The sequence below is a fragment of the Rhizobium sp. N122 genome (assembly GCF_002211295.1).
Taxonomy (GTDB): domain Bacteria; phylum Pseudomonadota; class Alphaproteobacteria; order Rhizobiales; family Rhizobiaceae; genus Rhizobium.
On record NZ_LOKU01000012.1, the window covers coordinates 316,772 to 342,865 of the forward strand.

Annotated in this window: 30 protein-coding genes and 1 pseudogene; 25 read left to right on the forward strand and 6 right to left on the reverse strand. The window is 60.4% G+C overall.

What is annotated here, in order from left to right:
* Nucleotides 1-44: 44 nt before the first annotated feature.
* The 4 genes from ATY75_RS11860 to ATY75_RS35450 are packed head-to-tail and all read right to left on the reverse strand — an operon-like array spanning nucleotide 45 to nucleotide 1,543.
* Entirely contained in the window at nucleotides 45-410 is a 366-nt protein-coding gene (locus ATY75_RS11860; RefSeq protein ID WP_088937674.1) for a S24 family peptidase, read from the reverse strand.
* Nucleotides 407-880 (reverse strand): hypothetical protein, encoded by a 474-nt coding sequence (locus tag ATY75_RS11865; RefSeq protein ID WP_088937675.1) that lies wholly within the window; start codon nucleotides 878-880, stop codon nucleotides 407-409. The genes ATY75_RS11860 and ATY75_RS11865 overlap by 4 nt, the downstream gene beginning before the upstream one ends.
* Nucleotides 880-1,437 carry a hypothetical protein gene (locus ATY75_RS11870; RefSeq protein ID WP_190241349.1) on the reverse strand — a complete coding sequence of 186 codons (558 nt, stop codon included), beginning with the start codon at nucleotides 1,435-1,437 and terminating at the stop codon, nucleotides 880-882. The genes ATY75_RS11865 and ATY75_RS11870 overlap by 1 nt, the downstream gene beginning before the upstream one ends.
* Nucleotides 1,400-1,543: an Arc family DNA-binding protein gene (locus ATY75_RS35450; RefSeq protein WP_088937758.1), complete on the reverse strand. Its 144-nt coding sequence runs from the start codon at nucleotides 1,541-1,543 to the stop codon at nucleotides 1,400-1,402. The genes ATY75_RS11870 and ATY75_RS35450 overlap by 38 nt, the downstream gene beginning before the upstream one ends.
* 143 nt (nucleotides 1,544-1,686) lie before the next feature.
* Here ATY75_RS35450 and ATY75_RS35455 point away from each other — a divergent pair, with 143 nt between their 5' ends.
* The 8 genes from ATY75_RS35455 (at nucleotide 1,687) to ATY75_RS11915 (ending at nucleotide 6,835) form a co-directional block, all read left to right on the forward strand.
* Nucleotides 1,687-2,022, forward strand: coding sequence for an Arc family DNA-binding protein (locus ATY75_RS35455; RefSeq protein ID WP_280950587.1), 336 nt, complete (start codon nucleotides 1,687-1,689; stop codon nucleotides 2,020-2,022).
* Between the two features lie 163 nt (nucleotides 2,023-2,185).
* Complete coding sequence (locus ATY75_RS11885; protein WP_088937677.1) at nucleotides 2,186-3,046, forward strand: helix-turn-helix domain-containing protein; 861 nt, start codon at nucleotides 2,186-2,188, stop codon at nucleotides 3,044-3,046.
* Nucleotides 3,043-3,321, forward strand: a complete 279-nt coding sequence (locus ATY75_RS11890; RefSeq protein ID WP_088937678.1) for a DUF6074 family protein — start codon at nucleotides 3,043-3,045, stop codon at nucleotides 3,319-3,321. The genes ATY75_RS11885 and ATY75_RS11890 overlap by 4 nt, the downstream gene beginning before the upstream one ends.
* Nucleotides 3,318-3,776 carry a hypothetical protein gene (locus ATY75_RS11895; RefSeq protein WP_088937679.1) on the forward strand — a complete coding sequence of 153 codons (459 nt, stop codon included), beginning with the start codon at nucleotides 3,318-3,320 and terminating at the stop codon, nucleotides 3,774-3,776. The genes ATY75_RS11890 and ATY75_RS11895 overlap by 4 nt, the downstream gene beginning before the upstream one ends.
* Nucleotides 3,773-4,819 carry a hypothetical protein gene (locus tag ATY75_RS11900; protein WP_088937680.1) on the forward strand — a complete coding sequence of 349 codons (1,047 nt, stop codon included), beginning with the start codon at nucleotides 3,773-3,775 and terminating at the stop codon, nucleotides 4,817-4,819. Before ATY75_RS11895 ends, ATY75_RS11900 begins: the two co-directional genes overlap by 4 nt.
* A gap of 61 nt (nucleotides 4,820-4,880) precedes the next feature.
* A complete protein-coding gene (locus tag ATY75_RS11905) occupies nucleotides 4,881-5,798 on the forward strand; it encodes a ribonuclease H (protein ID WP_245317558.1) in 918 nt (305 codons plus the stop codon).
* Nucleotides 5,799-5,801: 3 nt separating this feature from the next.
* Nucleotides 5,802-6,224, forward strand: a complete 423-nt coding sequence (locus tag ATY75_RS11910; RefSeq protein WP_088937681.1) for a hypothetical protein — start codon at nucleotides 5,802-5,804, stop codon at nucleotides 6,222-6,224.
* On the forward strand, nucleotides 6,221-6,835 hold the full coding sequence (locus ATY75_RS11915; RefSeq protein ID WP_088937682.1) for a DUF6362 family protein: 615 nt from the start codon (nucleotides 6,221-6,223) through the stop codon (nucleotides 6,833-6,835). The genes ATY75_RS11910 and ATY75_RS11915 overlap by 4 nt, the downstream gene beginning before the upstream one ends.
* Before the next feature lie 89 nt (nucleotides 6,836-6,924).
* Here the strand turns inward: ATY75_RS11915 and ATY75_RS11920 are convergent, their stop codons facing one another.
* The gene (locus ATY75_RS11920) at nucleotides 6,925-7,278 is read right to left on the reverse strand and encodes a hypothetical protein (protein ID WP_088937683.1); all 354 of its coding nucleotides are present in this window, start codon (nucleotides 7,276-7,278) and stop codon (nucleotides 6,925-6,927) included.
* Nucleotides 7,279-7,324: 46 nt separating this feature from the next.
* The gene (locus tag ATY75_RS11925) at nucleotides 7,325-7,603 is read right to left on the reverse strand and encodes a hypothetical protein (protein WP_088937684.1); all 279 of its coding nucleotides are present in this window, start codon (nucleotides 7,601-7,603) and stop codon (nucleotides 7,325-7,327) included.
* A 176-nt stretch (nucleotides 7,604-7,779) separates the two neighbouring features.
* Here ATY75_RS11925 and ATY75_RS11930 point away from each other — a divergent pair, with 176 nt between their 5' ends.
* The 17 genes and pseudogenes from ATY75_RS11930 (at nucleotide 7,780) to ATY75_RS35040 (ending at nucleotide 26,093) form a co-directional block, all read left to right on the forward strand.
* Nucleotides 7,780-8,082 carry a hypothetical protein gene (locus ATY75_RS11930; RefSeq protein ID WP_143535292.1) on the forward strand — a complete coding sequence of 101 codons (303 nt, stop codon included), beginning with the start codon at nucleotides 7,780-7,782 and terminating at the stop codon, nucleotides 8,080-8,082.
* A 1-nt stretch (nucleotide 8,083) separates the two neighbouring features.
* Nucleotides 8,084-8,320, forward strand: coding sequence for a hypothetical protein (locus ATY75_RS11935; RefSeq protein WP_088937686.1), 237 nt, complete (start codon nucleotides 8,084-8,086; stop codon nucleotides 8,318-8,320).
* 42 nt (nucleotides 8,321-8,362) lie between these two features.
* The gene (locus tag ATY75_RS11940; RefSeq protein WP_190241346.1) at nucleotides 8,363-8,836 is read left to right on the forward strand and encodes a terminase small subunit protein; all 474 of its coding nucleotides are present in this window, start codon (nucleotides 8,363-8,365) and stop codon (nucleotides 8,834-8,836) included.
* The gene (locus tag ATY75_RS11945) at nucleotides 8,817-10,274 is read left to right on the forward strand and encodes a terminase (protein WP_088937687.1); all 1,458 of its coding nucleotides are present in this window, start codon (nucleotides 8,817-8,819) and stop codon (nucleotides 10,272-10,274) included. Before ATY75_RS11940 ends, ATY75_RS11945 begins: the two co-directional genes overlap by 20 nt.
* Nucleotides 10,274-12,388: a hypothetical protein gene (locus ATY75_RS11950; protein ID WP_088937688.1), complete on the forward strand. Its 2,115-nt coding sequence runs from the start codon at nucleotides 10,274-10,276 to the stop codon at nucleotides 12,386-12,388. The genes ATY75_RS11945 and ATY75_RS11950 overlap by 1 nt, the downstream gene beginning before the upstream one ends.
* 121 nt (nucleotides 12,389-12,509) lie before the next feature.
* Nucleotides 12,510-12,821, forward strand: a complete 312-nt coding sequence (locus ATY75_RS11955; protein WP_088937689.1) for a hypothetical protein — start codon at nucleotides 12,510-12,512, stop codon at nucleotides 12,819-12,821.
* 36 nt (nucleotides 12,822-12,857) lie between these two features.
* Nucleotides 12,858-13,967 (forward strand): hypothetical protein, encoded by a 1,110-nt coding sequence (locus ATY75_RS11960; RefSeq protein WP_088937690.1) that lies wholly within the window; start codon nucleotides 12,858-12,860, stop codon nucleotides 13,965-13,967.
* Nucleotides 13,968-13,983: 16 nt separating this feature from the next.
* Complete coding sequence (locus tag ATY75_RS11965) at nucleotides 13,984-14,958, forward strand: phage major capsid protein (protein WP_088937691.1); 975 nt, start codon at nucleotides 13,984-13,986, stop codon at nucleotides 14,956-14,958.
* A gap of 24 nt (nucleotides 14,959-14,982) precedes the next feature.
* Nucleotides 14,983-15,768: a hypothetical protein gene (locus ATY75_RS11970; protein WP_088937692.1), complete on the forward strand. Its 786-nt coding sequence runs from the start codon at nucleotides 14,983-14,985 to the stop codon at nucleotides 15,766-15,768.
* A gap of 67 nt (nucleotides 15,769-15,835) precedes the next feature.
* The gene (locus tag ATY75_RS11975; RefSeq protein ID WP_088937693.1) at nucleotides 15,836-16,408 is read left to right on the forward strand and encodes a hypothetical protein; all 573 of its coding nucleotides are present in this window, start codon (nucleotides 15,836-15,838) and stop codon (nucleotides 16,406-16,408) included.
* A 14-nt stretch (nucleotides 16,409-16,422) separates the two neighbouring features.
* Complete coding sequence (locus ATY75_RS11980; protein WP_088937694.1) at nucleotides 16,423-17,121, forward strand: hypothetical protein; 699 nt, start codon at nucleotides 16,423-16,425, stop codon at nucleotides 17,119-17,121.
* Complete coding sequence (locus tag ATY75_RS11985) at nucleotides 17,118-18,941, forward strand: hypothetical protein (protein ID WP_088937695.1); 1,824 nt, start codon at nucleotides 17,118-17,120, stop codon at nucleotides 18,939-18,941. Before ATY75_RS11980 ends, ATY75_RS11985 begins: the two co-directional genes overlap by 4 nt.
* Nucleotides 18,938-19,330 carry a GNAT family protein gene (locus tag ATY75_RS11990; RefSeq protein WP_088937696.1) on the forward strand — a complete coding sequence of 131 codons (393 nt, stop codon included), beginning with the start codon at nucleotides 18,938-18,940 and terminating at the stop codon, nucleotides 19,328-19,330. Before ATY75_RS11985 ends, ATY75_RS11990 begins: the two co-directional genes overlap by 4 nt.
* Nucleotides 19,320-20,117: pseudogene (locus ATY75_RS11995) on the forward strand (tail fiber domain-containing protein); the annotation flags it as partial. The gene ATY75_RS11990 and the pseudogene ATY75_RS11995, both read left to right, overlap by 11 nt.
* A gap of 155 nt (nucleotides 20,118-20,272) precedes the next feature.
* Nucleotides 20,273-22,468 (forward strand): hypothetical protein, encoded by a 2,196-nt coding sequence (locus ATY75_RS35035; RefSeq protein ID WP_245317560.1) that lies wholly within the window; start codon nucleotides 20,273-20,275, stop codon nucleotides 22,466-22,468.
* On the forward strand, nucleotides 22,456-24,522 hold the full coding sequence (locus ATY75_RS12005) for a hypothetical protein (protein ID WP_088937697.1): 2,067 nt from the start codon (nucleotides 22,456-22,458) through the stop codon (nucleotides 24,520-24,522). The genes ATY75_RS35035 and ATY75_RS12005 overlap by 13 nt, the downstream gene beginning before the upstream one ends.
* A 242-nt stretch (nucleotides 24,523-24,764) precedes the next feature.
* Nucleotides 24,765-26,093, forward strand: a complete 1,329-nt coding sequence (locus tag ATY75_RS35040; RefSeq protein ID WP_245317561.1) for a hypothetical protein — start codon at nucleotides 24,765-24,767, stop codon at nucleotides 26,091-26,093.
* Nucleotide 26,094: the final 1 nt, after the last annotated feature.

The following is a 26,094-nucleotide window of genomic DNA, read 5'->3' on the forward strand; positions in this document are numbered from 1 at the left end:
AGCGCCTTGACAAGCGTGACTAAGGGGTTTTCGCTCTCCATCGGCTACTTTCCCCCGTTATCCACAAGAAAGCGTTCGTCTCGAACCTTGATGTCGGCGACGACTATTCCGAGCACGATCTCCTCGAACTGCTCACGGGTGAAGGTGAACCTGCCCGTATAAAGCGGGTTGTCCATGAAAAGGCGCAGCTGGCCACCGAGCATGTTCTGAACCCGGTAAAGCGTGGACCCGCCGTAGAGGTCGATCAGGTAGATTCCATCACCATGATAGCTCTGGATGGGCGCGATAAGCACATAATCGCGCATGGGCAGGAGGGCCGGCGCCATTCCGTCGCTTTCGACCATGCGGATGCGCAGGCGATCGGACATGATAGTTTCGGCCGGGATTGCTGGGGCGAAGAGGTCGTTCATGCCGTTGCCCTCCCTGTGCCGGTATCCGCGGGCAGGCGCAGCGAATCCAGGAGCAGCGTTTGGTATGGCGTGCCATTCGCATCGACTTCTCCATGGATGGAGTCCGCCATGGATCGGCATTCAGCTACATAAGCGAGCTTCATCTGTACCTCATGGGCGCTGCGGCACTTGTGGGTGATGAATTCAAGTTCGGCGCATTCGAGGCGCTTGAAAGCCTCGGCTTCGGCAACGAGATCACCGGCGAGGCCAACATTGGCTGTCCATGCCGCAAAGGCTTCGGAGTGACCCCGAATGAGGGCGGGAAGCACATCCGAGAAGCCTGGGATCTGGTAGATGGTGTGAACACCGTGTTCGTAGATCGAGACGCGCTCGATCGCGAGTTCGGGGTTCTCGTTGAGAATGTGGGCGACTTCCTTCGAAAGCGCATCCAGGCGCTGCAAGGCGGTTTGGGCTTTGACTGAGCGGTTCATCAAAACATCTCCCCTTTGGCAAACTGGATGCATGCATCGAGCAGGGCTATGCCCATCCCGCCGGCGACGAAATGTTCAGACTTCAGAAGCTCGAGGGCGGCGACGACGGCTTCTCGCGACCGGGCCGGCTGTTCCCATTCCGTCAGGACTTGCATCGGTGCGCCATAGGTGGCTTCGATGGCGGCTTCTTCGGCCACTGGATCATCGTCGGGAAGCTCGCGGTAGTCGGCGCAGCCCTTCTTGTAGGCGTCGATCGCCAACAGCAGCGGGTCTTCCTGGGGCGCGTTGCCGAAAGCTATCGGGCACATGGTGCCAGCGGGGCGGATGTGAGCGAACTCCGCATCGCCGGCGGCCGCAAGGGCTCGGGAAAGCTCTTTGGCGAGTCCGCGAGCGCGTTTCCAGGCTTCATGGTACTCAGGCGACATGGCAGCGGGCATAGCTTCGCCGGCTGCAGGAACTGCATTCTGCATTGTCTTGCTCCGATTTGAAAGGTTGTCGCGGATCAGCCGCGACGCTGCATCAGCCTGCCCTGCTCTCTGCGGAGCTTCGAACGGCATCCATCCGCTCCCGTATGCAGCGAATTATTTCGCTATTCTGAGAGCTGCCGTTTCGCTCTGCCTGGTTGGCAATGAACGCTTGAATTTCTTCAGGCAGGCGAACCATTTTTTTCGTCTGGTTTGGCGAATTAACCACGTTGCTTCTCCTTTCGTTAAAAGTATGTATGTCACGGTGACATCATTCAGTCAACGAAAAGTGTCACCGTGACACTATTTATTTTATGTCACCGTGACAGTATGGATTGTGTGATGACCGACGATAAGCCAGTTAGAGAACAAGATAAGTTCATGCTTCGCCTGCCAGACGGTATGAGGGAGCGGATTGCTGACGCCGCCAAGTCCAACAAGCGAAGCATGAATGCTGAAATCGTAGCTGCGCTGGAAGATGCCTATCCCGATCCTGCTCGCTTCCGAGAAGAGCTCGCCTTCATTGATGAGATTGACGAGATCCAGGCTCGCCTTGACAAGATCCGCGCCGCCCGCATCGCTGAGGCATCGAGTGGCTTCAGTGATGATTTCATCATAGAAAATGCCGAAAAGCTTCGTCCCAAACGGACAAGCCGAAAGAAAAAAACTGGCGAATAGGTGTCACTGTGACATCTTTTTATTGACGAGATAGTGTCACGGTGACATATTGGCTCCTTCAAGAGGAGCCGACACCCTTGCAACACTCACCCGACAAAATTGCCAGAGTGGCCATGCCATTCTCCTGGCCACCGCTTACTCCTTCTGCAGGAGGGGCGTTCGTATGAAGTCTTCTCGCAATTGGAAAGACCGGTTCCGCGATGCGATGTTCGAAAGCGTCGAGTTGCAGAAGCATAAGATCCACCGCGATCTGCTGCACTTCTTGATCCACAAGGCGAATGCAAAGTCTCGCTCCTGCTGGGTCAGCCGTCGCGAGATGGCGCGCGTGCAGGGCTGCTCCGTCCGAAACATCAAGGATATCATCAAGGAACTGCGCGACATCGGCGCTCTTATGCAGGTTCGATTCTCCGAACTGCCGATGAAGGACCAGGAGGATATCAACGCGATATCGCCGTGGCCCATGAAGGGTACGGCCAGCGTTTACTTCATTTGCGTCGGTTGGGCAGAGGAAATTTTGGCCGGCGAGCGTTCTGAAAACCCACGCCCGGGAAAGATCGGCATATCGCCGACGGACCGCAGGAAAGGCACCGTGACCGCCAATGATCGGCGCCGGCGGTACGGGCCTCCGGCTGATATTTCCGACATCGATATCTCAACGACGCCGGAGCACGACGACTGGCTTTCGCTCAATGCGATCGGTGAAAAAGGGGACGTTCCCACCACCCCTATCGAAATACAAAAAGGGGACGTTCCCACTACCGATATATCAATTGAATATAACCAAGCCGCAAACTCGACGCCAAATAATGATCGAGCGGCTTCCATCGAACTTCCATCTTCAAAAGCAGAGCCGGCTGAGGCCTCGCAATCTCCACGGCAGGTTCAGCATCCGCACACGCCTCGGCCTGGTTGCGGCGATGGCGAAGCCAGCGCACCGGTTCCAAGGGCCGTGCCTTTGGCCCGCCCGGAGGGCACTGAGTATGACGCCGCGGGCGCGCGCGCGAACGAAAGGAGAGCATCATGAGCGAGTGCCAGATGATCCCGTTTCCTCTGAAAGCCCGCGTTGCAAAGGTGCGGCGCGTGGCGGAAGTCTACCAGCGAAAGGATGGCAACGACCGAAAAGCCTACTGGAGATCGGAAATCAACCGGCTTGGCGATCAGCTCGAGGTGCTTGGCATCGACGAAGCTCACATCGATGCGCAGCTCGATGAGTTCAAGCGCGCTGTTCAGGCTGAAATTAATCGCCGTTACCTCGTCGGCTCCAACAATAAGGGTGACAACCCGAAGGGGGCAGCATGACCGTGTTCGTCGACATCAAACCTGGTCAGTGGGTGCTGGCCTTCAACGAGCCCTACGGGCCACAAATGCGGGATATGCCGGAGCATCTGGAGATGTTCAGCAATCGCGGCGGCGGATGGGAATCCCACCTCGTGGATGAGATCTTCCACGTCTATGAGGTGGCCGACGTCAAGCCAAAGCCCTATCACCCTCGGACCTACACGATCGGCCAGTCGATTACGCGCCCTCGCGCCTATCTCAGGGAGCGGCAGTACCGGGGAAACGTCGTCGCGGTCGGCACGAAGGAAAAGATGATCGCCCTTCGGGACCGTCTGTTCGCGATCGGTGAAGAAACCGACGATCGGATCGAAGCGGAGATGTACCGGCGCATCGAGAAGTTCGCGGCTCGCAAACGCGCGGCGGCCGAACGCAAGATCCACCGCCTCCTTCCTCATCACTTCAGGAGCGAGCCATGAACGCCCTAGAGATCGCAAAATTCCTGCTGGACGAAGCGGCAAAGAAGACCGGCCGCAAGGGCACCACGCAGGACATCAACGACATCATCGCGAGGATCATCGCGGCCGAATTCCCCGACACCTCGCCGGATCTGCTGCGCGAGTCCATGCGGATCGTCAACGACGTGCTTTCGAAAGACGAGCTGTTCAAACTCCGAAAGATCGATCCCGTCAACATCACGGGCCTGGATATAGACACGCCGGAGAATGGGGAGCCGATCTGTGAACGCGTCAACCCGGCGGCGCTGTATGTGGACCCGGCATATCAGCGGCAGATCGGGGCGCGCGGTCTCCGGCAGATCCGCAAGATCGTCGAGGCTTGGGACTGGAATAAGTTCAAGCCGCCGATCTGCGCTTATGCCGAACATGATGGCGTGACGGTTCTGAAGGTGCTCGACGGGCAGCATACGGCAATCGCCGCGGCAAGCCATCCGGAGATTGACTTCATTCCGATCATGATCGTCGAGGCGTCGGCGACGTCACAACAGGCGGCAGCTTTCGTCGGACAGAACACTGAGCGCCTGCAGGTGACGGCGCTGCAACTCCACCAATCGGCGTTGGTCGCTCACGACCTCGACGCGATGACGATCGACATGATTTGTCAGCAGGCGGGCGTAACGATTCTGCGGCATCCTGGAGCCGGCGGAGCTACCAAGCCGGGGCAGACGGTGGCCATCAATGCCATCGCCGCCCTGATCAACAAGCGGGGCAACGTCCAGTCCCGTGCAATTCTTGAGGTGCTGGCCCAGGCCGGCTTCGCCCCGATTTTGAAGGATCAGATCAAGGCTGTCGAATTGCTCCTGACCAGCGAAGAGTACTGCACGATTCTGAAAACGGATGACCTGGTCGCGGCAATCAGGGGCACTTGGATCGCCGATCTCGACGCCGCGAAGCAAATGGCGCTGGCACAGAAATGGCCGCTTTGGCGCTCGCTGGCGATCGTCTGGAATCGGAAGTGCAAGAAGAGCCGGCCGACTTCAATCAAAGCGATGAGGGCAGCATGATCATCTTCAGGATCCTCGCCATCAAATGGAAACTGCGCCGCCGGCTTAAGGAGATGCGCCGATGACGTACACCTTCCCACCCTCGCTGCACCCGCTGCGGGATTATCTCCGCGGCCTCGGCGCCGACACTCTCGCCTTCGCTTCGGCCAGGCAGGCGGCGTTCATGGCTCAGCAGCTCCTTGGCACTCGCGTCAAGTTCCCGGCGAAGGGCTCGGACATGACGTCGACGCTGTTCCTGATCCAGAAGGGCGTGACTGAAAAAGGTATGGTTATCATGCCCACACCTTCGCGAGAGGCCAAGAGTAAAGCCATCTCGGCTGCCGCCGATCAGATCCTCCGTGACGTCAAGGCGCCGAAGGGCAAGACGGCGAAAATGAAACCGCCCTACGCCAACCTGAAAAAGCCGGCGCATGATTTCAGTCCGAAGGTCTTTGCTGAAGGCGTACACATCTTCTGCGACGGTGCGGCAATCCCGAACCCCGGCGCTGGCGGCTGGGGCGTGGTGGTCTACCGCGACGGAGTCGAGACCAGTTCGGCGTTCGGCGGCGCGGTCGAGACAACAAACAACCAGATGGAGCTGACAGGTCTTCTCAAGGCGATTGAGGCGGCGGCTGATCATTCCGCAAATTTGCGGAATGTTACCATCTGGTGTGACAGCCAGTATTGCGTCGAGGGCGCCAACGTCTGGCTGAAGACATGGAAGGCTCGAGGCTGGAACAAGCGGAAGCTCAACAGCCCGAAACGTGATGACGGTGGGATCAAGAACCTCGACCTGTGGAAGGCGATCGACGAGGCGCTTCAACCCGCACAGTCGAGCGGCTTGAAAATCCAGTGGGTGAAGGGTCACTGCGGCATTGTCGGCAATGAGCGCGCCGATGAACTGGCGGAAGAGGGCAGGTTAGCCGTTCAGGAGGCAAATTTGCCCGCTGGCCCAGTCGACGACCTCGACGCTCAATATCGCGCGATCATGGCGGGGTGACTATTGGGCCAATCCGTCAATATCCACAAGGTCGCTCGGGAATGTGGTGTTGTCCTCCGGGACTGGCAGCACCACAGCCCGACGAGCCGCCGCGCGCGGGAATGTTTCTGTAAGCCGACAGTCCGGGAGATCGGGCGCCGGCACGGCGAATCCCACCTTCGCCTGGTCCTGATGCTGGTCACGGGAAATCCCGACAATGCGGGGGAGCTCTATGCCGACGTCCTGAAAGCTGTTTCTCGTCTTCTCGCAGGCAATCCCGATCTGGTACGCCGGCCGTCCCTGGTCGACGACTTCAACGCGATCGATCTTGGCGCGCTCCGCCGAGGTGCCCGAACCATGAAATACGGAATGGCCACGAGTGACGAAATCCTCGTGGCCCTCAGAATGCAATTCGGCCTTTGGCCCTATCGAGGAGAAGCGGCATGACGATGGTTTTCGCGGAATGGACTTTCGAGCAGGTGAGAGCGCAGATCATCGAGGGAGCATTGACCCTCAGATCGTCCCCAGCAGCGTTGGGGCCGCGGATGGGGCTCGGGGCTATGTCGGACATCGTTCGTGATCTGATGGAGGGCTACGGCTACAACGAGGCGACGGTCAAGCGCATCCCATCGGCCGGCGCCATCAGCAGGATGCACGAAACCTGGCACTGGATTAACACCTACCTGGACGAGGAGCAGCGCAAGCTTGTTTACGATTTTGCGTTCATCAAAACTCGCAAGGGCGTCTACTTCGAGGCCTATTTGAAGAAAATCGACATGTCCCGAAGCACTTTCGAACGGCGAATTCAATCGCATTGTCAACAGATTGCAGACAACCTCAACCAAAAGTGCCGCGTCCGGTTGACAGTGACCTTTGACGACGTGACGCAAAACGCCGTAGAAGACACGTCAATAACGGTAGCTTCGAAAAAATGCGCCACGGACTGGCGCGATATCGAGGTGGCCGGCCAGAAGGAGCAGGTGAGGGCGGAAGTCCTGGCACAAGCCCACTGGCGCAACGAACGCCGCCGGCAGCTCCTTGAGCGCGCCGAGCGGTGACGCCGCAATCGACCCTTTCCATTTAGGAAATTCGAACACCGGGGCACCGGGCGCGGCAGGTTTGAGGGGCTCACGCCTGCATCAGCTTATCATGAGGAGTAGGAGAAGAACCCGCTGTCGCCATAATCGTAAATTTCGGCATTCTTGCCGTTGACGGTCACTTCAAAGTGGCATCGGTCGCCATAATCATAGCCGCCATATTTACCGCCTCCATTGCTCTTCAACTCGATGTGTGCTCCCTCGCCATAGTGATAGGCGCTTGGCAATGTGCCGCCAAAGTGGCAGCTATTTTCGTAATCGTAACCATCGAGCCTATCTCCGTGGACAGTCACGCTTACGTTGACATGTCGCCCAGCTTTGTAGTCGTAAACAGACGAAATATTTCTTTTGCCAGCGTGTCCGATTGCCATCGCAGCGACGGCCGCGCGAACGTTTTGCTTCATTGGCTAGTTCCTTTCAGGTGTTCATCGCCGCAGTAGCAGCGTGCATTCAAGGTCCGACATACTTCCGAAGCCAATCCGCGAACGACTCATTAGCTTTGAAGATCGCCCAGTCTGAGGTCGGTTTAACTTCGATCACCACAAGGCCATCGTCCGCATCGATGTGCTTCATCAAGCCATCGCGTATCGCCGCAGCCGGACCATTGAGATATCCGAACCAAAGAGACTCCAGAGGTGAGACGCAGCCCCAGTCTCGAAGCTGCTTGATCAATGTGTCGTAGCTTCTCGCCTTTCTCAGATCGTAACTGATCACGTATGCCGCAGCCATTTCGCCTCTCCTTTTCTGGTTGCACCATCAGGAGGACACACAATGGCGAGTCGGGAAATAGGGCCTGCTATCTGAGCGCGAAAAAGAGCGGATTCATTCGCAACTTGTGCACATTGTTCGACTTCTCCACAGCCCTGGCTGTCTTCGCCTTTCTCATCCAACAAAGGGAAATGACCATGCTCGATAGCGCAAACAATGTCAGCAAGCCTTACTTCACGGGAGAAGGTATCTCGGCGCGCACGGAACCGAGTGCGGTCAACGCCGCCAGCAACGCACTCGAAGAAGCTCGTCAGCTTGCCTTTCGTGTCGACGAGATGGTCAACCGTCTTTGCGGCGCCACTCCTCAGGCTGTTGGTCAAACTGACCAAGGGAAAGCCGGCTCAATCCTCCTCGCATTGCGCCAGGACGCAGAGCGTACCGTCGATGTGGTTCGCAATGCTCAGGGCCAGCTCAACCGCCTTGAGCGCGAGGTGATCTGACATGGACCCTTCAATTGCTCCGGCCTCTCGGGCCGCTGCTGTCACTCCAAACGATAGCGCGCTGGTTGGCGCCCGCGCCCTCTATGTCGGCACTGCCGGCAATATCGCTATTGCCCCGCGCCGCGATATGGACCCGGTGATCTTCAAAAACGTCCCCGCCGGAACGATCCTGCCTGTGCATGCTGCCATCGTGGCGCTGACAGGCACGACGGCGGCAGACATCATCGCGCTCTTCTAAGCACACCCAACACAAGCCGCACCGATCAGAAGGTGAGGGGATATGACAGGCAGACCATCAGATTATTCACCAGAGATCGCGGACACCATCTGCGAGCAGCTTGCCGAAGGGAAAAGTCTACGAAGGATTTGTGAACCGGAGAGCATGCCGTCCAAATCTGCGGTGTTCAGATGGTTAGCCGCACATGACAGCTTCCGTGACCAGTACGCGCGTGCGCGCGAGGCTCAAGCTGACGCGCTCTTTGATGAGACGTTGGATATTGCCGATACCCCGGTCTCAGGAGAGAAGACAAAGGTCGACAAGGACGGCAACGTTCTGGAGCTGACCAAAGCCGACATGATTGAGCACCGCCGGCTGCAAATCGAAACGCGCAAATGGGTAGCCGCGAAACTTCGCCCGAAGGTCTACGGCGACAAGCTCGATGTTGATTTGACCGGCGCGCTCGATTTCGTCGTCAGCGCCAAGCCTGTATCCGAAGATCAATGGCTGAAGGATCATGGTGGATCTGACACGTAGGGTTATCTGGGCGCCGCAGGAAGGCCCTCAGAAAGCTCTGGTGGATTGCCCGTTCCGTGAGGTGTTCTTCGGTGGTGCGCGCGGTGGCGGCAAGACTGATGGCGTGCTGGGCAAGTATGCGATCAAGGCGGCCATGTATGGATCAGCCTTCAATGCGCTGTTCTGCCGTCGCGAGCTGCCGATGCTTGATGATGCGATCGAGCGCAGCAAGGAGATTTACGGCAAGATCGGTGCTGGCTGGAATGACCAGAAGAAGACATGGGTCTTTCCCGGTGGTGGCCGCTTGAGGTTTCGTCCGCTCGAGCGAGTGCAGGATGCGGACAAATACCAGGGGCAGAACGTCTCTGACGCGTGCGTCGAGGAAGCTGGTCTCTACCCCGACAGCAAGCCCATAGATCGCTTGTTCGCTGTTCTTCGGTCTGCGAGAGGCATCCCGACGCAACTGCTGCTGACGGGCAATCCTGGCGGCGCTGGACAGCACTGGATCAAGCAGAGGTATATCGACCCCGAGCCGCAGGGGATGCGCCCACTGTCTCGCCTGCTCCCGAACGGCAAGACCCATCGCTTCGTCTTCATCCCGAGCCGGATCGAGGACAACAAGCTGCTGATGCAGAATGACCCGGATTACGTGAATAACCTGTACCTGGTCGGCTCCGATCAGTTGGTCAAAGCGTGGCTCTCCGGCGACTGGAACGCGATCGAGGGCGCCTTCTTCGATTGCTGGAGCACATCGAAACAGATCATTCGGCCCTTTGAGATCCCACTGTCGTGGACTCGCTTCCGGTCGATGGACTGGGGATCTGCAAGGCCGTTCTCCGTTGGCTGGTGGGCCGTTGTCGGCGATGATCACCAGACGGAGAATGGATGGCTCCCACGCGGCGCGATCGTCCGTTATCGGGAATGGTACGGCTGCAAGGAAGGCGAGGCGAACGTCGGCTTGAAGCTCACGGCTGAAGAGGTTGGACGAGGAATCGCCGAGCGCGAGAATAGCGCGCTGATCTCCTATGGCGTTCTCGATCCTGCTGCATTCTCCGAGGATGGCGGCCCTTCGATCGCAGAGCGCATGGCAAGAGCGACGGCCTATAAGGTGACGTTCCGGCGCGCAGACAATGCCCGCGTCTCTCAGCGGGGCGCTATGGGCGGATGGGACCAGATGAGAGCACGCATGAAAGGGGACGGTGAAATCCCAGGCATGTTCGTGTTCTCGACGTGCAAGGATTTCATCCGAACGGTTCCGCTGCTCCAGCATGACCCGGATAGGCCGGAAGACTTGGACACGGATGCTGAAGACCACGTAGCCGACGAGGTGCGTTACGCCTGCATGTCGCGGCCATATGTGAAGCCGACGGCTGAAGCAGCAGCGGCGCCCAAGTCGCTCCACACAATGTCGTTCAACGACTTCATCGATTCCACCCCGACCTATAGCGAGCACGTTTAATGGACTATGAAGCAGAGGGCTCGCCTGATGGTGGCTTTGATCTGAACAAGGTCGGCGCGCACTGGCAGCAGGAGATCGAGCGTGCGCAGCGCTATTTCAAGTCGTGGGTGGACCGCTGCACGAAGATCGAGAAGATCTATCTGCAGCAGCAATCGGACCAGACGAGCGCAGCCAAGCGCCGTTTCCCGATGCTGTGGGCGAACACCTCGGTTCTGCAGCCAGCAGTTTATGCTCGGGTTCCGCAGCCCGTCGTCGAGCGTCGTTTCAAGGACTCTCAGCCGGTAGCGCGCATGGCGTCCGAACTGGTCGAGCGCAATCTGTCATTCACTGCCGATGACACGGATATGGATTCGGTCATGCGGGCGGTTCGGGATGACTTCCTGCTTTGCGCCCGCGGCACTGTCTGGCTGCGCTATGAGGCGGACTTCGAACCGCTCGATATGGGCGTTGAGCCGTCCGAAGCTGAAGACGGCATGGGCGGCGAGCCAGTCTCTCCCATGGAGGCGATCACCGACGAGCGGATCTGCATCGACTATGTGCACTGGTCGGATTTCCTGCATTCGCCGGCCCGTCGCTGGAAAGACGTGACGTGGGTTGCCCGCCGTGTGCCGATGACCGATGAGGAATTCGACAAGCGCTTCCCGAATGGTCGGGCAAGCCTTGACGCCAACGGCGCCGGATCGAGCCGCGGCACCAATTCGACAGAACGCGCCCAAGACGAGGGAAAGATCTACGTCTGGGAGATCTGGTGCAAGACGGAAAACTACACCGTCTGGATCGCTGATGGCTCGCCCGCTGCGCTCGAGGTGTCTGAGCCGCCGCTGAAGCTCACACGCTTCTTCCCATGCCCACGGCCGGCATTCGGCACGCTGTCCACCGGATCGCTCATCCCTGTCCCGGATTACGTCTACTATCAGCAGCAGTGCGATGAGATCGACACGCTCACCCGGCGCATCAACAAGCTCACGGACCAACTGCGTCTGAAGGTGTTCTATCCCTCGGGAGATGGTTCGGTATCGCCGGCCATTGAGAAGGCCATGCGCCCCGAGAACGACACCGTCATGGTGCCGATCCCCGAGTGGGCGGCCTTCACGGATAAGGGCGGCTCCAACGCCATCGTGACGCTCCCGATCGATCAGGTGCAGAAGGTGATCGTGGCCTGCATCGAGGTCCGCAAGCAGCTCGTCGAGGACGTTTATCAGATCACTGGCATCTCTGACATCGTCCGCGGCGATACGCAGGCTTCGGAGACGGCGACGGCGCAGCGCATCAAAAGCCAATGGGGCTCCATTCGCATCCGTGATCGCCAGGCCGAGCTTGCTCGATTTGCCCGTGACGTTGTCAATATCGCTGGCGAGATCATCTGCGATCAATTCCAGCCCGAGACACTGATGCTCGTCAGCGGCATTCAACTCCCGACGGCGGCGCAGAAGCAGCAGTTCCAGATGCAGATGCAACAGCAGCAGATGATGGCGCAGCAGACAGCGGCCCGCGCCCAACAGATGGGCCAGCCCGCACCGCCGCAGCAACCGCCTCAGGTTCCCCCTGAGATGCAGCAGATGATGCAGCAGCCGACCATCGATGAAGTCGTGCAGTTGCTGCGCAATGACAGCGTGCGCGGCTTCCGCATCGACATCGAGACGGATTCGACGATCGAGCCCGACGAGGACGCCGAGAAGCAGCGCCGCATGGAATTTGTGCAGATGATCGGCGGGTTCATGCAACAGGCTGGCGCCATCGCTCAGCAGACGCCGATGCTCGTCCCTGTGATGGTGGAGACGCTACTGTTTGCCGCTCGTGGGTTCAGAGCGGGCCGCCAACTCGAAAACACGCTTGAGCAGGTAGGTGCGCAGCTTTCGCAGGCCGCAACCGCTCCCAAGGCTCCTCCTGAGCCGACGCCGGAACAAATGATCGATCTGCAGACGACGAAGATCAAGGCGGAGTCGGAGCAGCGCAAAGCTCAGTTGGGTGTGGCTCAGGCTGAGATCGAGCACCGCACCACCGTCGAGAAGGTGAGGGGCGATATGGCTTCGCAAGCCATGCAGCAGCACCATCAGGCAATGCAGATGGCGCAGCAATACGTCCCGCAAAACCAATCGGTGCCAGTCCAATGAAATTCATGATGATCTCGCACGAGTATTACCACATCTATCTCAAGGAAATGATGGCCCCTTCCGTCTACCTGCTCCATTCGGCGGCTTGGAAGGCTGGCTACACCGTCAATGGGGTGAAGCCATGAGAGAGCGTTTCTGTCGATCCTGCCGCGGCTGGCACCAGCTTGACCAGTGGCCGCACAACTGCATGCCAGCGCAGAACACCGCCCGCTCGGATCTCCCGGTCCCGCATTACGTCAGCGACAACATCGAAATCCGCTCGATGCACGATGGCAACATCTACACCTCGAAGCGGCAATTGCGTGCTGAGTACCGCGCCCATGGCGTCGAGGAGATCGGCAACGAAAAGCCGAAGCCGATCGAGAAGCCCAAGTCGGATCGCGAAGGAATCCGCAAGGAACTGCGGCGGGTCCACGCCGAATACAATGCCTGAACCGGGCATCAATCCCCGAACAAGGAAAATCCCAACATGACAGACCTGATGAACGAGGCCGGCAACGGCAGCGAAGACCTTGACGCATCCCTGGACAAAGGCGGCAACGACAAGCCGGTGAGCATCCGCGACAGCCTCAGGGCAGCGATCAGCAAGCCGGATGGAGATGCGACGGCAAAGGACAATAGCGGCGATCGGCAGCGTGATGAGCATGGCCGGTTTGCCCCGAAGGATGGAGCAGTCGAGAAGCCCACAGCAGCCACACAGACGGGCACCGAAGCGCCGAAGGCCGATCAGCAGCCCGCAGGAGCCAACGCCGCTCCTGCGGCTCCTCAGGCCGCGCAGACGCAGGCTCCAGCCGTCGACCAGCAGCAGGCAACACAGCACCGCGTCCCGCCTGGCTGGTCCGCTGAAGCCAAGGCTCAATTCGCAACCCTGCCGCCCGAAGTGCAGGCCGCCGTTGCCAAACGGGAACAGGAGATCGACAACGGCTTCCGTGTTCTCCAGGACTATAAGGGTCTCGAAGAATTCACGCCGATCGTAAGGCAGGCGGGCACGACGCACGCCGATGTCATGCGCAAGGCGATCGATTGGGAAACGTCGCTCCAGCGCGATCCCGTCAACACCGTCATCCACGTCGCCAAAATCGCGGGGGTCAATCTCCAGGCCCTCGTCAATGGCCAGACGGATCAGATCCTGCAGCGCCAGCCGCAGCAGGTACAGCAACAGCCGCGCCCTCAGCCCGTCAATGTCGAGGCCACGGTTGAACACGTTCTTCGGAAGCGAGACACTGAAACTCAGGTCAGCGCCTTCATTTCCGACCCGGCAAACGCTCATGCCGAAGCCGTCCTTGACGACATGGTCACCCTCATCAGCACGGGGCGAGCATCAAACCTCAAGGATGCCTACGACACCGCATGCTGGATGCGTCCGGACATTCGCCAGCAGTTGATCAACCAGACTGCACAGCCGGCGCCCGATCCGAACGCTCAGAGAGCCGCCGCGGCCGATCAAGCCCGCAAGGCATCTCGCTCCATTTCTGGCTCATCTGCGCCCGGGCCTTCCCGCGACGCAACAGCGGGCCAATCCACCTCCATCCGTGAATCGCTTCGCACCGCATTGCACGCTGCGCGCGGTCAGGTTTGATCAAAGGAATTGATCCATGGCAGTTTCGCCGAATCTCTCTGAAATCGTGACGACTACCCTGCGGAACCGCAGCGGTACCGTCGCCGACGACGTGACGAAGAACAATGGTCTTCTCTCTCGTCTCAACGCCCGTGGTCGCAAGAAGCCTGTTTCTGGCGGCCGCACCATCGTTCAGGAACTGCAGTACCAGGAGAACAGCACCTTCAAGCGCTATTCCGGTTACGACATCCTGAATGTCCAGCCCTCCGACGTCATCACCGCCGCCGAATACGACCTCAAGCAGGCCGCGGTCGCTGTGTCCATGTCGGGCCTCGAACAGCTGCAGAACTCGGGCGAGGATGCGGTCCTCGATCTGCTCGAGCAGCGTATCGAAAATGCCGAAACGACGCTGAAAAACAACATCGCGCTCGATTGCTATTCCGATGGCACGGCCGACGGCGGGCGTCAGATCGGCGGCCTGCAGCTGCTGATATCGACCTCGCCGACCTCCGGCACAGTCGGCGGCATCTCGCGCGCTACCTGGGGCTTCTGGCGTAATCAGAAGTTCTCCGCAACCGCAGACGGCGGCGCGGCTGCGACGAACGCTAACATCCAGTCCTATATGAACCGCCTCTACATGAGCTGTGTTCGTGGATCGGATGCTCCCGACCTCGTCGTCGCCGATAACAACTTCTTCCGTCTCTACTGGGAATCGCTGCAGGCAATCCAGCGCATCACCTCGGCGGACAAGGGAATGGCCGGCTTCCAGTCGCTGCAATACATGGGCGCCGACGTGATCTTCGACGGCGGCTTCGGCGGTGGCGCGCCGCTCAATCAGATGTTCTTCCTCAACACCAAATACCTGTTCTACCGCCCGCACCGCGACCGCGACATGGCGCCGATCGGTGACGAGCGCATGAACACCAACCAGGATGCCTTCGTCCAGCTCATGGGCTTTGCCGGCAACCTCACCATGAACAACGCCTTCCTGCAGGGCGTGCTGTTCGCCTGATCGTCAACGAAAGGAACAACTCCAATGACTATCGCAACTTCTCAGACCGATCGTCTTGGCGCGAACCCGTTCGTCGTCGAAGGTCCGATCGTTGCCGGCTCCGGTATTCCCGGGCCGAACTTTGCCCTCGGTTCCGTCTCTGGCGGCGCCAAGGAATCCGAATGGGTCTATTGCCAGTTGGTACTGGCCTCGCAGACGACCCTTCAGCCTGGCCAGTGGTTTCAGTGGACCAGGGATTATGTCGCTTCGCTGCTGACCACGGCGGCTGCCGTCGTCGGCCAGCGCTGCGGAGTTTTCGCCGGGGCAAATCAAGCCCCGACCCAGTCTGGCGGCCCTGCACAGGCGATCACCCTTGCCGCCGGCACCTATTACATCTGGCTGCAGCGCAACGGGCAAGCTCCTGCGCTGGTGTCGACCGCGACCGCGGCTCTCGTCGTCGCCGAAACCACGGCAACCGCCGGCCTCGCCAATGCGCCGGCTTCTGCCACGGCTACGTCCAAGGCAATCGCGAATGTCAACTTCGCGGCGGCCAACCAGACCTTCACAGCAACCACCGTCAACGGTTCCGCTGTGCTCACGGCTCTCGGCAGTGTCAGCCCGGAAGGTGGCCCGTTTATCGGTGCTGCCATCGCCGGCACCGGCATTCCCGGCGCTACCACCATCAGCGGGATCACCTACACCCCCTCGGGTACGGTCCAGAGCATCACTATGTCCGCCAACGCGACCGCCAATGGCACCGCCATCACGGTCACGGCAACGGGCGTGCTTGAGGCGACGCTGATGCGCCCCTTCCTGTCGAAGGTGAACTAACCCTGATCAACGGCGGGCGCTTCGGCGCCCGTTTCCCTTCCCCGCCATCAACCGCGAGACAATCACCATGGCCGATACCAACACCGGAATTTATGCCTCCTTCAGCCTCGAGCCTGTCGAACAGACCTTTCTGACGGAGAAGGAAGGGCGCCCGATTTTCGCCGACAAGGAATTCGTGCGGATCTTCATCGCTGGCGACAAGCACACCGAGGTTTACCGCGAGGTGACCGAGAACGATAAGCTCCGTTTCTCCGACGCCTACAAGCGCTTCAAGGAAGGTGCAGCGGCCCGCGAGCAGCTTGTCGGAACGCCGCTGGCGCAATGGCCATATCTGAAGCCCAGCCAGATCAAAGAGCTTGAGGCGATCAACATCTACACTGTCGAGCAGCTGGCGGTCCTGTCGGATACTGCGAAGCAGAAGCTCGGCATGGGGGCAAACGAACTGGTTGCCGCTGCCCAGGCCTTTCTGGCCACCGCTGAAAACTCGAGCGCTGCCTCGGCCTTCGCCGCCGAGAACGAGCGGCTGAAAGACGAAGTCACCCGCCTGCAGGAGCAGATGAAGCAGATGGCGTCTCGCTTCGAAGCACTCGAAATCGAACGTCAGGGCGGCGGCAAGGGCCGCGGTCGCGAAGCGGCCTGATTGGAGATCCGCGCATGTCGCTCCTGTCCATCATCCAGAACGTATGCGCAGAAATCGACCTCGATCCGCCGACGGCCGTCATGTCCTCGGCGGATCCGCAGATCATGCAGTTGCGCATCCTTTCCACCCGCGCCGGCCGCGACCTGATGCGCGAGCATGATTGGTCGGCGCTGATGGTGCAGCGACAGTTCATCGCGACCGGCGTCATCCCCGAGCCGGCAGAGCCGCCCTCCGACTGGAACCGCTTTCTTGACAACGCGACCATCTGGAATAATTCGCGCCTCTGGCAGCTGAATGGCCCCGTGGATGGGCAGACCTGGCAGCGCGAGACGATCCTCAACTCCAATCCGGTGCCGCAGCTCTGGCGCAGGATCAACGGCAAGCTCGCTATCTATCCGAACGTTGCCGGCGAGACCATGAGCTATGAATACGTTTCGGCGAACTGGGTGGCCGTCAATGGCGGCACGACCTATGCCGCGACCTGGGCAAACGACACGGACATGGCGCGCTTTCCGGAAGAGCTGCTCGAGCTGTCGACCATCTGGCGCTGGAAGCGGGCGAAGGGCCTCGACTACGGCGAAGAGCTCGAAAACTTCGAGCGCGCCAAAGAGTCCGCCGTCGGTTCCGATCGCGCCGCCGCGCCAACCGACCTGTCTCTGCCGAACCGCGGGCAGGTTCCAGAGAACTATTGGCCGGGAACGATTAGCCTATGACGCGACAAGTTGCCCGAGTTACGGCCCGCACGGCGCGCGTCTCGCCCAGCAAGGACTGGGTGGCGCCGACCGGCGGATGGCGCACCGACGTTGAGATGGCAGACATGCCTGCAGACGCAGCGTTTCAGCTCGACAATTTCTTTCCCGAGGCGAACCGCGTCCGGGCCCGGTACGGCTTTCTTGCCTTCGCAACGGGCCTTGGCGCCGACGTCAAGACGATCATCCCATATGCGGGGGTGAGCAATAGGCTCTTCGCCGCGGCAGGGGATAAAATATTCGACATTACCGCCGGCGGGGCGGTGGGGACTGCGGCTGTCTCCGGCATGGCAAGCGCTCACTGGTCAGTCCAGCAATACACCAACCCCGCCGGCCAGGAGTATCTACGCCTCGTCAACGGGCTCGATACCCCGCTGCTCTACAACGGCACGACTTGGACGAACAACTTGCTGGTCGGGACAGCAACGCTCGCCACACAGAATGTTGCCGTCAAGAACGTGCCTTACACGCTGAGCTTCTTCGGCACGGGATCTGTCACCCTGTCCGGTGCCTTTGCCGGCGTGTTGAACGGGACCGGCGTCGGCAACCGGGTGACGCTTACCTTCACCCCGGCCGCCGGCACGCTCACCCTCACCGTGGCGGGCTCGGTGACCAATGCGCAGTTGGAGACGGGCTCCGTCGCCACGCCATATGTCTCGTCGACGATGATCACCGGGATCTCGGATCCATCCTTGCTGATCGCGGTGACCGCGTATCGGTCCCGGCTATGGTTCATCGAAAAGAACTCGACGAACGTTTGGTACCTCGCCACCGACGCCGTCAGCGGTGCGGCCACGGTGCTGCCGGTCGGCGGCAACATGAAATACGGAGGCACGCTCGTCTCCATCAACGTCTGGACCATCCCCGTTTCGACGGGTCTGCAGCAATGCCTCGTCCTGATGTCCTCGGAAGGCGAGATCATCGTGTTTCAGGGCTCGGACCCGTCGAGCTCCACGAATTGGGGATTGATCGGCACGTTCAAGCTCGGCCGGCCGCTCGGCACTGACAGGTGCATGCTTTCCGTCGGCGCCGACCTCGCGATAATGACGACAGATGGCATTGTGCCAATCACCAAGGCCGTCCAGCTCGACCGCGGCGCAACGAGCCTCGGCGCCATCACCGCAAAGATCGGCCCGACCTGGCGCGAGACGGTTGCGACGATCGGAACGACTTCTGATCAATGGCAGCTTTCGAGCTTCCCGGCGCGGCAGATGGCAATCGTCAACCTGCCTTCGTCGTTCGGCCCTTACCAGTATGTGATGAACACGGAAACCGGTGCCTGGTGCCGTTTCGTTGGCATGGGGGCGTCTTGCTGGGGTACCTGGCAAGACCGGCTATTCTTCGGCTCGAGCGATGGCACGGTCTGCGAAGCAGAGGTTGGCGCGACTGATAACGGCGTGGCGATCGACGCTCTGATGGTCGGCGCTTGGAACCGCTACGGCGACGGCCTGTCGACCAAGTTTTCCAAGCTGATCGGTGTGACGGCTCAAATCGGGGTTTCGACGCTGATGTATGCCGGCATTTCCGTCGACTATGAGACGAAGGTTCCGACTGCACTGCTGTCGTCTGTGGAAAACAGCGGAGCGGCCAAGTGGGGAACCGCGATCTGGGGCGTTTCGAAGTTCCCAGGCGTGTCGCTGGTGCGGAAATTCGCTTCGGCCGGCGGCGCGGGCTCCGCTCTGGCGCCGACGATCCGCGCTTTGATCTCCGGCACATCTGGCTCGGTTTCCGAAGCGGCTGTCGTAGGTGGTTCCGTCCTTTATGAAAAAGGCGCTCCGATTTGATCGTCACCGAACCGCGCGAGGATATCGCGGCATGGGTCGGCGGGAAGATTGGGGTGGTTTTCCATCCGCCATTTACGGCCATCGCTCAGATCCAGGGCGGCCGGATCATTGCCGGCTACGTGTTCAACGTGTGGACTGAACATGATGTCGAGGTTTCGCTCGCCGCCGACCGGCTCAGCAAGACGCTGATGCGAGCGGCATTCGGCTATGTGGTCGATCAACTCGGCTGCCGGCGAGCCACGTTCAGGACGCGCGCCGACAACGTTTCGGCCCAGCGGGCGCTTGCAAGGCTCGGCGCTCGTCTGGAGGGCCGGCAGACGGCTTATTTCGGCGACTGTGATGCGCTGCTCTACGGAATTTTGAAAGAGGACTTTCCCTATGGTCTCTAGCCCGAAACCGCCCAAGGCACCGGATCCGACGCAGACCGCGGCGGCACAGACGGCCACCAACGTCGACACCGCGATTGCGAACGCTGGCCTGAGCCACACGAACCAGTACACGCCTGACGGCTCGCTTGAATACAAGCAGACCGGCAGCACGACGATGACGGACCAGAACGGCAAGACCTACCAACTGCCAACCTATTCCGCGTATCAGAAATATTCCCCGCAAAATCAGGCGATCTACGATCAGTCGCAACAGACGCAACTCGGGCTGGCGAAACTTGCGAACGAGCAAACGCAGAAGGTCTCCGGTATCCTCGGCACCAACGTCGATCTCAGTTCGGGCAACGTCGACAAATACGTCAACGACCATTGGCAGGGCGGGTTCAACAACCAGTGGGATCGCGACCAGGCGAGCTTGGAACAGAACCTTGCCGACAAGGGCATCTCGATGGGTTCCGCAGCCTACGACAACTCCATGCGGGACTTCTCGACAAGGAAGCAGGCGGCGGCCGATCAATACTTGGGTGACATGTATTCCAACGCCCAGAATTCGATCCTGACCGAGCGCAACCAGCCGCTGAACGAGATTTCGGCGCTCACGTCCGGGTCTCAAATCAACCAGCCCAATTATGTGAACACGCCGACGACGCAGCTTCCGACTGTCGACCAGGCGGGGCTGATCAATGAGAACTTCAATCAAAAAATGAACATCTACGGTCAGCAGGTCGCACAAAAGAACGCCGCGATGGGCGGGCTCTTCGGCCTCGGTGGATCGCTGCTTGGCGGCTGGGCGATGGGAGGTCTGTGATGGGTTTCATCTTTGGCGCCGGCACCGGCCAATCGCAGGAAGACGTTACCGACGCGCGCAAGCGCCTTGCTGCGGCGATGCTTCAGCAAGGCGTCGACACGAGCCCCGTCCAGTCTGGGTGGGAAGGTGCCGCCCGCATGGCGCAGGCGCTGATGGGTGGCCTTGCCATGAGAAAACAGGCGAATGCCGAACAGGCTGCGATGGCAAAATATATGCCGGGGCTCACTGGCCTGCCCTACACCCCGCCTGAGCAGCCCAAGGGCTTCCTGTCGTCGCTGTTCGGCGGCAACAAGTCCGACAATCCCGGCGCCACCGGTTCCAGCATGCCGAAGGTGGATTCGACGGGCAATGTCGCGGTGACCTCCACCGTGACGCCTGGCGGCCTACCCGAGGTCTCTGGCTATATCCGGCAGGCGGCAATAGACCGTGGCATCGATCCGAACATCGCGCTGCGCGTGGCCGGCCATGAGGGCATGAATGTCTTCGACCCATCGAAACCTGATAACGGCGGTGATGAGGGCTCGTCGTTCGGCCCATTCCAGCTGCATTACGCCGGTATGTCTAAATCTATGCCGAACTCGGGCCTCGGAAACGAGTTCACGAACGCCACAGGCCTGCATGCGCGCGATCCGTCGACGTGGAAGCAGCAGGTTGACTTTGCTCTTGACTGGGCGCGAAAGCACGGCTGGGGCCCATGGATGGGCGCGAAAGCCGAGGGCATCACCGGCATGATGGGGATTGGCGCTATGCCGCCCCAGCAGGCCGCGCAAGCTGCTGCCATGCCGCCGACCGCGCCGGTTCAGCCGCCGGCAATTCCTCCGCCCGCAGCACCGGTGCCCGGTTATGTCGATCCGATGGTAACAACGGCCGGCCGGGATGCGCCGCCCCAAGCCGCCGCCCCGAGCGAAGTCGCCAGCCTTGACCCGTCGATCGGCATCCCCATGCCAGGAGCAGCAGGCCAGATGCGCGCATCCGATCCGGCACAGGTCATGCCGCCTCAGGCAGGCCCGCAGGCTGCGTTGCCGCCTCTGCCGACCACCAATGTCGGCCCGACGCCGAACGTCGCTGGCGTGCCGCCTGAGATGGCTCAAGCTTTCCCGAATGGTGACCGGTCTGGTGTCGGCATGGGTGGCGATGCACCGGGGGCAGGGTACTTCCCGCCGGCACCAAGCCCTGTCGACAATCCCGCAGCATCGCCGACGCAGATTGCTCAGGCTCAGTCACTCGGCAATCAGCAGCCCGCATCCGCTCGCTTGACTGATGCGCTGGCGAACTCCCCGCAAGCCGCCGGAAACCCGATGGCAAACCCGCGCGCGCAAATGCTGGTGCAGGCGATGATGGACCCGAACGCGCCGCCGCAGATCAAAGCCATGGCGGCGCAGCAATTGCAGATCCTGACGCGTCCGCCGGAATACGGGTTTCAGGTGCTGCCGGATGGGACCGTCCTTCGCTCCGACCCGCGCACTGGCACGCTCACTCCCGTATATCGCTCGGAAATGTCGCAGGCCGATCGGGCGAAGCTTGATTTCGATCGGGAGAAATTCCGCCAGGAGCAAGCCAATCGGGGCACAATGACGGCGACCGATCAAGCGCGCATCGATTTCGACAGGCGGAAGCTGGAGCAGGATCAGGCAAACCGCGGCACGATGACAGCCGCTGAACAGGCGAATGCCGATCTTGAGCGCAGCAAGGTCGATTTCGAGAGAAACAAGCCGGTGATCGTCCAGCCAGGCGAAACGCTCGTCAATCCGCAAATGAAAGAGCCGATATTCCAGGGTACCGGATTCAAGCCCGAGGATGTGACGAACCTCCGCAAGGAAATTCAAGGCCTGCCGACCTACAAGAGCTATCAGCAGGCGCTCCCGCCCTACCAGTCGATGATCGACACGGCGAAGACGGACTCCAAGGCGTCTGACCTCAACCTTGTCTATGGCCTCGGCAAAATCATGGACCCGAACTCGGTTGTCCGTGAGGGCGAAATGGTCATGGTCAACAACACCTCGAGCCTTTCGGATTGGCTGCAGGGCGCTATCAACAGCGTCAACGGCGGGTCTCGTCTCGAGCCGGCAACCCGCACGGCGATCCTTAATGAGGCTCGCAGCCGAATGATGGCGTACCGCGGGGCGCTGGACAACGACATATCGCAGTATCGTGGCATCATAGGCCGGCGCGGGATGAACGAGGCCGATGTCTTGCCGACGCTTGGGGACATCCCGGAAATGCCGAACCTAACGCCGCCGCCGGCGGCTGACATCGGTGCGCCGCCAGAAGATGTCCCGGCCGATGTATGGGGCGCAATGACGCCCGCGGAGCGTAAGCTATGGCAGAAATGACACCCGAGCAGCAGAAAGCTATGGCGATTGCCGCCGCGCGTCTGCGTCTGAGCCGAACCCAGCAGACGCAGCCGCCTTCGGCGGTAGACCCGGTGGCAGCGCCGCCACAGACCGGCGAAGAGCTGCGAGCCCGCATCTATGCTGATCTCGCTGCCAAACGCGAGGCCGCGCGACCTCAGGGGCCGGCGGTTGATCGGTATGGCCTGCCGGCCGACGACGCCCTTTCAGTTGCCAGGACTGGCGTCGGCGGCCTCATCGAGGGTATTCCGATCATTGGCTCGCCCATCCGCTACGGTACAGAGAAGGCCGCAGCAGCGACAGTCGCTGCGTTCACGGACGAAACTTACGACCAGGTCATGGATCGTATGAACGAAGCGACCAGAGCTGAAAAAGCAGCGAACCCAAAAGTCGATAAGGGGGCTCAAATAACTGGAGCCGTTGCCGGGACCATCCCGGCGGTCATGGCCGCCCCCGCTCTATTTGGAGCGGGCAGCGGAAGCTTGCTCGTCCGTTCGGGCATCTCTGGGGTGACGGGAGCGACAATTGGCGGGGCTGACGCTGGCGTTCGCTCTGGGGGTGACCTGGAGAAGATCAGGGACGGGGTGCTATTAGGTGGCCTGTTTGGTTTGGGCGGTCCCGTAGCAGGCAAGGTAATTGGGGCTGGAGCCAGATCGATCGTCGACGCACTCCGCATGCGCACGGCGGCGCAAACCGCCGGCATGGACCCGCAGGCGTTCGGTTATTTCCGGCGCGCAGTGACCGACGACGGGCTGGACGCGGTGACGCTCCCTCAGAGGCTGCAGGAGATGGGGTCTAAGGCTATTCCGGCGGACCTTGGGCCGAACCTTCAGAAACAGGCAGGTGCGCTTGCGGCAACGCCCGGTGCGGCGCAGACGACGATCAGGACCACGCTTGCCGATCGTGCTGCGGGCGCCAACGCCCGAATTGGTCAAACCATCGACGAAACGACTGGGCGGAACGTTGTCCCGTCGGAGATCCAGGCAGATATCGCCGCAAACCAGAATGCTCATTCGCCGCTCTATCGCGAGGCATTTCGGGATGCCAGGCCGTACAATACCGAGCCGATTGCGTCCGCGATCGAAGCTGACATCAGCCGGCTTCGTGGCCCCGCGCAAGCCCGGCTGCGTCAGGTGCGCGGCATGCTGAACATCGCAGACTCCAATGTCCTGTCTACCGACCCGAATGTCATGTTTCAGACGCGGCAGGCGATCGATGGCCTTTTGAAGACGGAAGTTGATCCGAAAGTGATCTCCGCATTGGTGGAAGCTCGCCAGATGCTCGACGACGGGCTCACGCGCGCCGTCCCTCGTATCAAGGAAGTCGACGCGGGATATGCCGAACTTGCCCGTCAGGATGAGGCCGTTACACGCGGTCAGCAGGTTTTGGACAGCGGTCGCACGGCGCCGCGACCGTCCGAGCTTGCCGCAGAGGTCGAGCAGGGCGTCCAGCCGCAGGGGATGCAAATCGGGCCTTCGGCGGTACCGTTGCGGCTGTCTCAGGGCGCCAGGGCCGAGATTGACCGTATAGTCGGCACGAACTCAAACGATATCGCCGCCATGAATAGGCTGATCAAGGGGGAGGGCGATTGGAACCGCGCTCGTCTCGCAACCCTCGTCGGCCCAGAGAAAGCGGAGCGGCTGTTCAAAGTGCTCGATAACGAGAGCATCTGGGCCGACACCGCCAACACAGTGACCCGCAACAGCGAAACCGCGGCGCGCATTGCAGCTCAGAACGAGTTGGGTGGTGGCGCTGGTGGAAATTTTGGCGTGAAGGAAGCATTCAAGGCCGGCGGATTCCTCGGCGCAGCTCGATCGGCCGCTATCGATAAGGTCGACGACATCGTCAAAGCTCTGATGTCGGGCGAGACCGGCAATGCAACGCGCGAAAGCCTCGCCCGGGCTCTTATCGGGGAGCAGCGTGAAAAGCTGGTCGAAGGGCTGATTAAAGCTCAGGGAATGGGAACGACGCCCGCGCTAGTCGATCCGGTTGTCAAAGCGCTGCTTATGAACGCCGGAGCCGCGCGGACGCGATGACGGGTCGATCCAACAAATGAGCAAATAGAGGGCGATCACGAACAGGATGCCGACGATAACTCCGCCTCTGAAATCGTCACCAACGACATATCTAAGCGCGTCCACGCCCGACACGACAGCATAGAGCAATGCCGTCGTCGCGATGATACAGCCGATTTGCAGAAGTCGGATCATAACGCAACCAATACTACACCATTGATGGCCTCGCAATTCGCGGGGCCTCTTCTTTTTGGAGAAGGTGAATGCCCAGAAACCCATCCACCGGCGTCTATTCGAAACCCGCCGGCACGACGCCCTCTGTCGGCCAGATCATCGATCCGGTGCCGTGGAACGCGCTGACCACCGATCTCGGCAACGAGATCACAAACTCGCTGCCGCGCGACGGGTCGGCGCCGATGGTCGCGCCTCTGAAGCTCGCAAGCGGGACGGTCTCGGCGCCGGGTATCGGCTTCGCAACAACCCCGCAGACCGGCCTTTACCTCAAGGGCGGCGGGCTGCTGGGCTTTGCGCAGAACGGTGTCGATATCGCTTTCGACAACGATATGGTCTATGCGGCCAAATCTGGCGATTACACTGCCCTCGCAGTAGACGACAACGCGGTTCACAGGTTTACGGCAATCGCTACGCTCACGCTGACCGCAGCGGCGACGCTTGGCGCCAACTGGCACTACACCATCATCGCCGATGGCGGAGACGTGACGATCGATCCGAACGCGTCGGAAACAATAAATGGCACCCCGACGCTTCGCGTCCCGAACGGGTCGAAATGCTTCATCATCTGCTCCGGGACAGCGTTCTTTGCTTTCGTTACATCCTCCGAGACGTATGGGGAGTGCCGGCTTAGCTTATCTGGAGGCAACCTCCTCCTGTCCCGGCTCAACGGGCGCCGCCTGACGATCAATGGAGCTGCCGAACTCATCCCGTCCGCCGGCGTGACCCTTGCCGCAACGGGCCTGACTCCAGCCACCCTCTATTACATCTACGCCTATATGAACTCGGGCACGATGACGCTGGAAGCATCGACAACTGGTTCGGTGGTCGACTCGACAACAGGGATCATGGTGAAGTCCGGAGACGCGACGAAAAGCCGTGTCGGCATGGTCTATCCCGAGACGGGTCCGGTCTTCACCGATACGGCCAAGAAGCGCTTCGTTCGGTCGTGGTATAACGACGCCGGCGTCAGCCTGTTCAGCAATTTCACGGCCAACCGGGCGACGACAAGCACAAGCCTTGTCGAATTGAATTCCGAAATCCGGTGCGAGGCGCTTGTCTGGAGCGGCGAGATTTTCGAGGCGCTATCATCCGGTACATGCGTAAGCGGCGCGTCGAGCGGCGGCAATAGATCCTCGCTTGCCTTTAATGGCACGACACCAGAGCCGAGTGGGTCAATGGCAATCGTGGTCGCGGCCGGTGACTCCATCCCGTTTTCGGCGCAAGCCGTAAAAACCGGGCTTAGCGAAGGATACAATTACGTAACCCTGATAGGGGGCGTCCAAACGAGCGGGACCGGCACTTGGTATGGTGATGCAGATAGTCGCCGAACCAGCATCGCCGCTCGCGTCAGGAGATAGA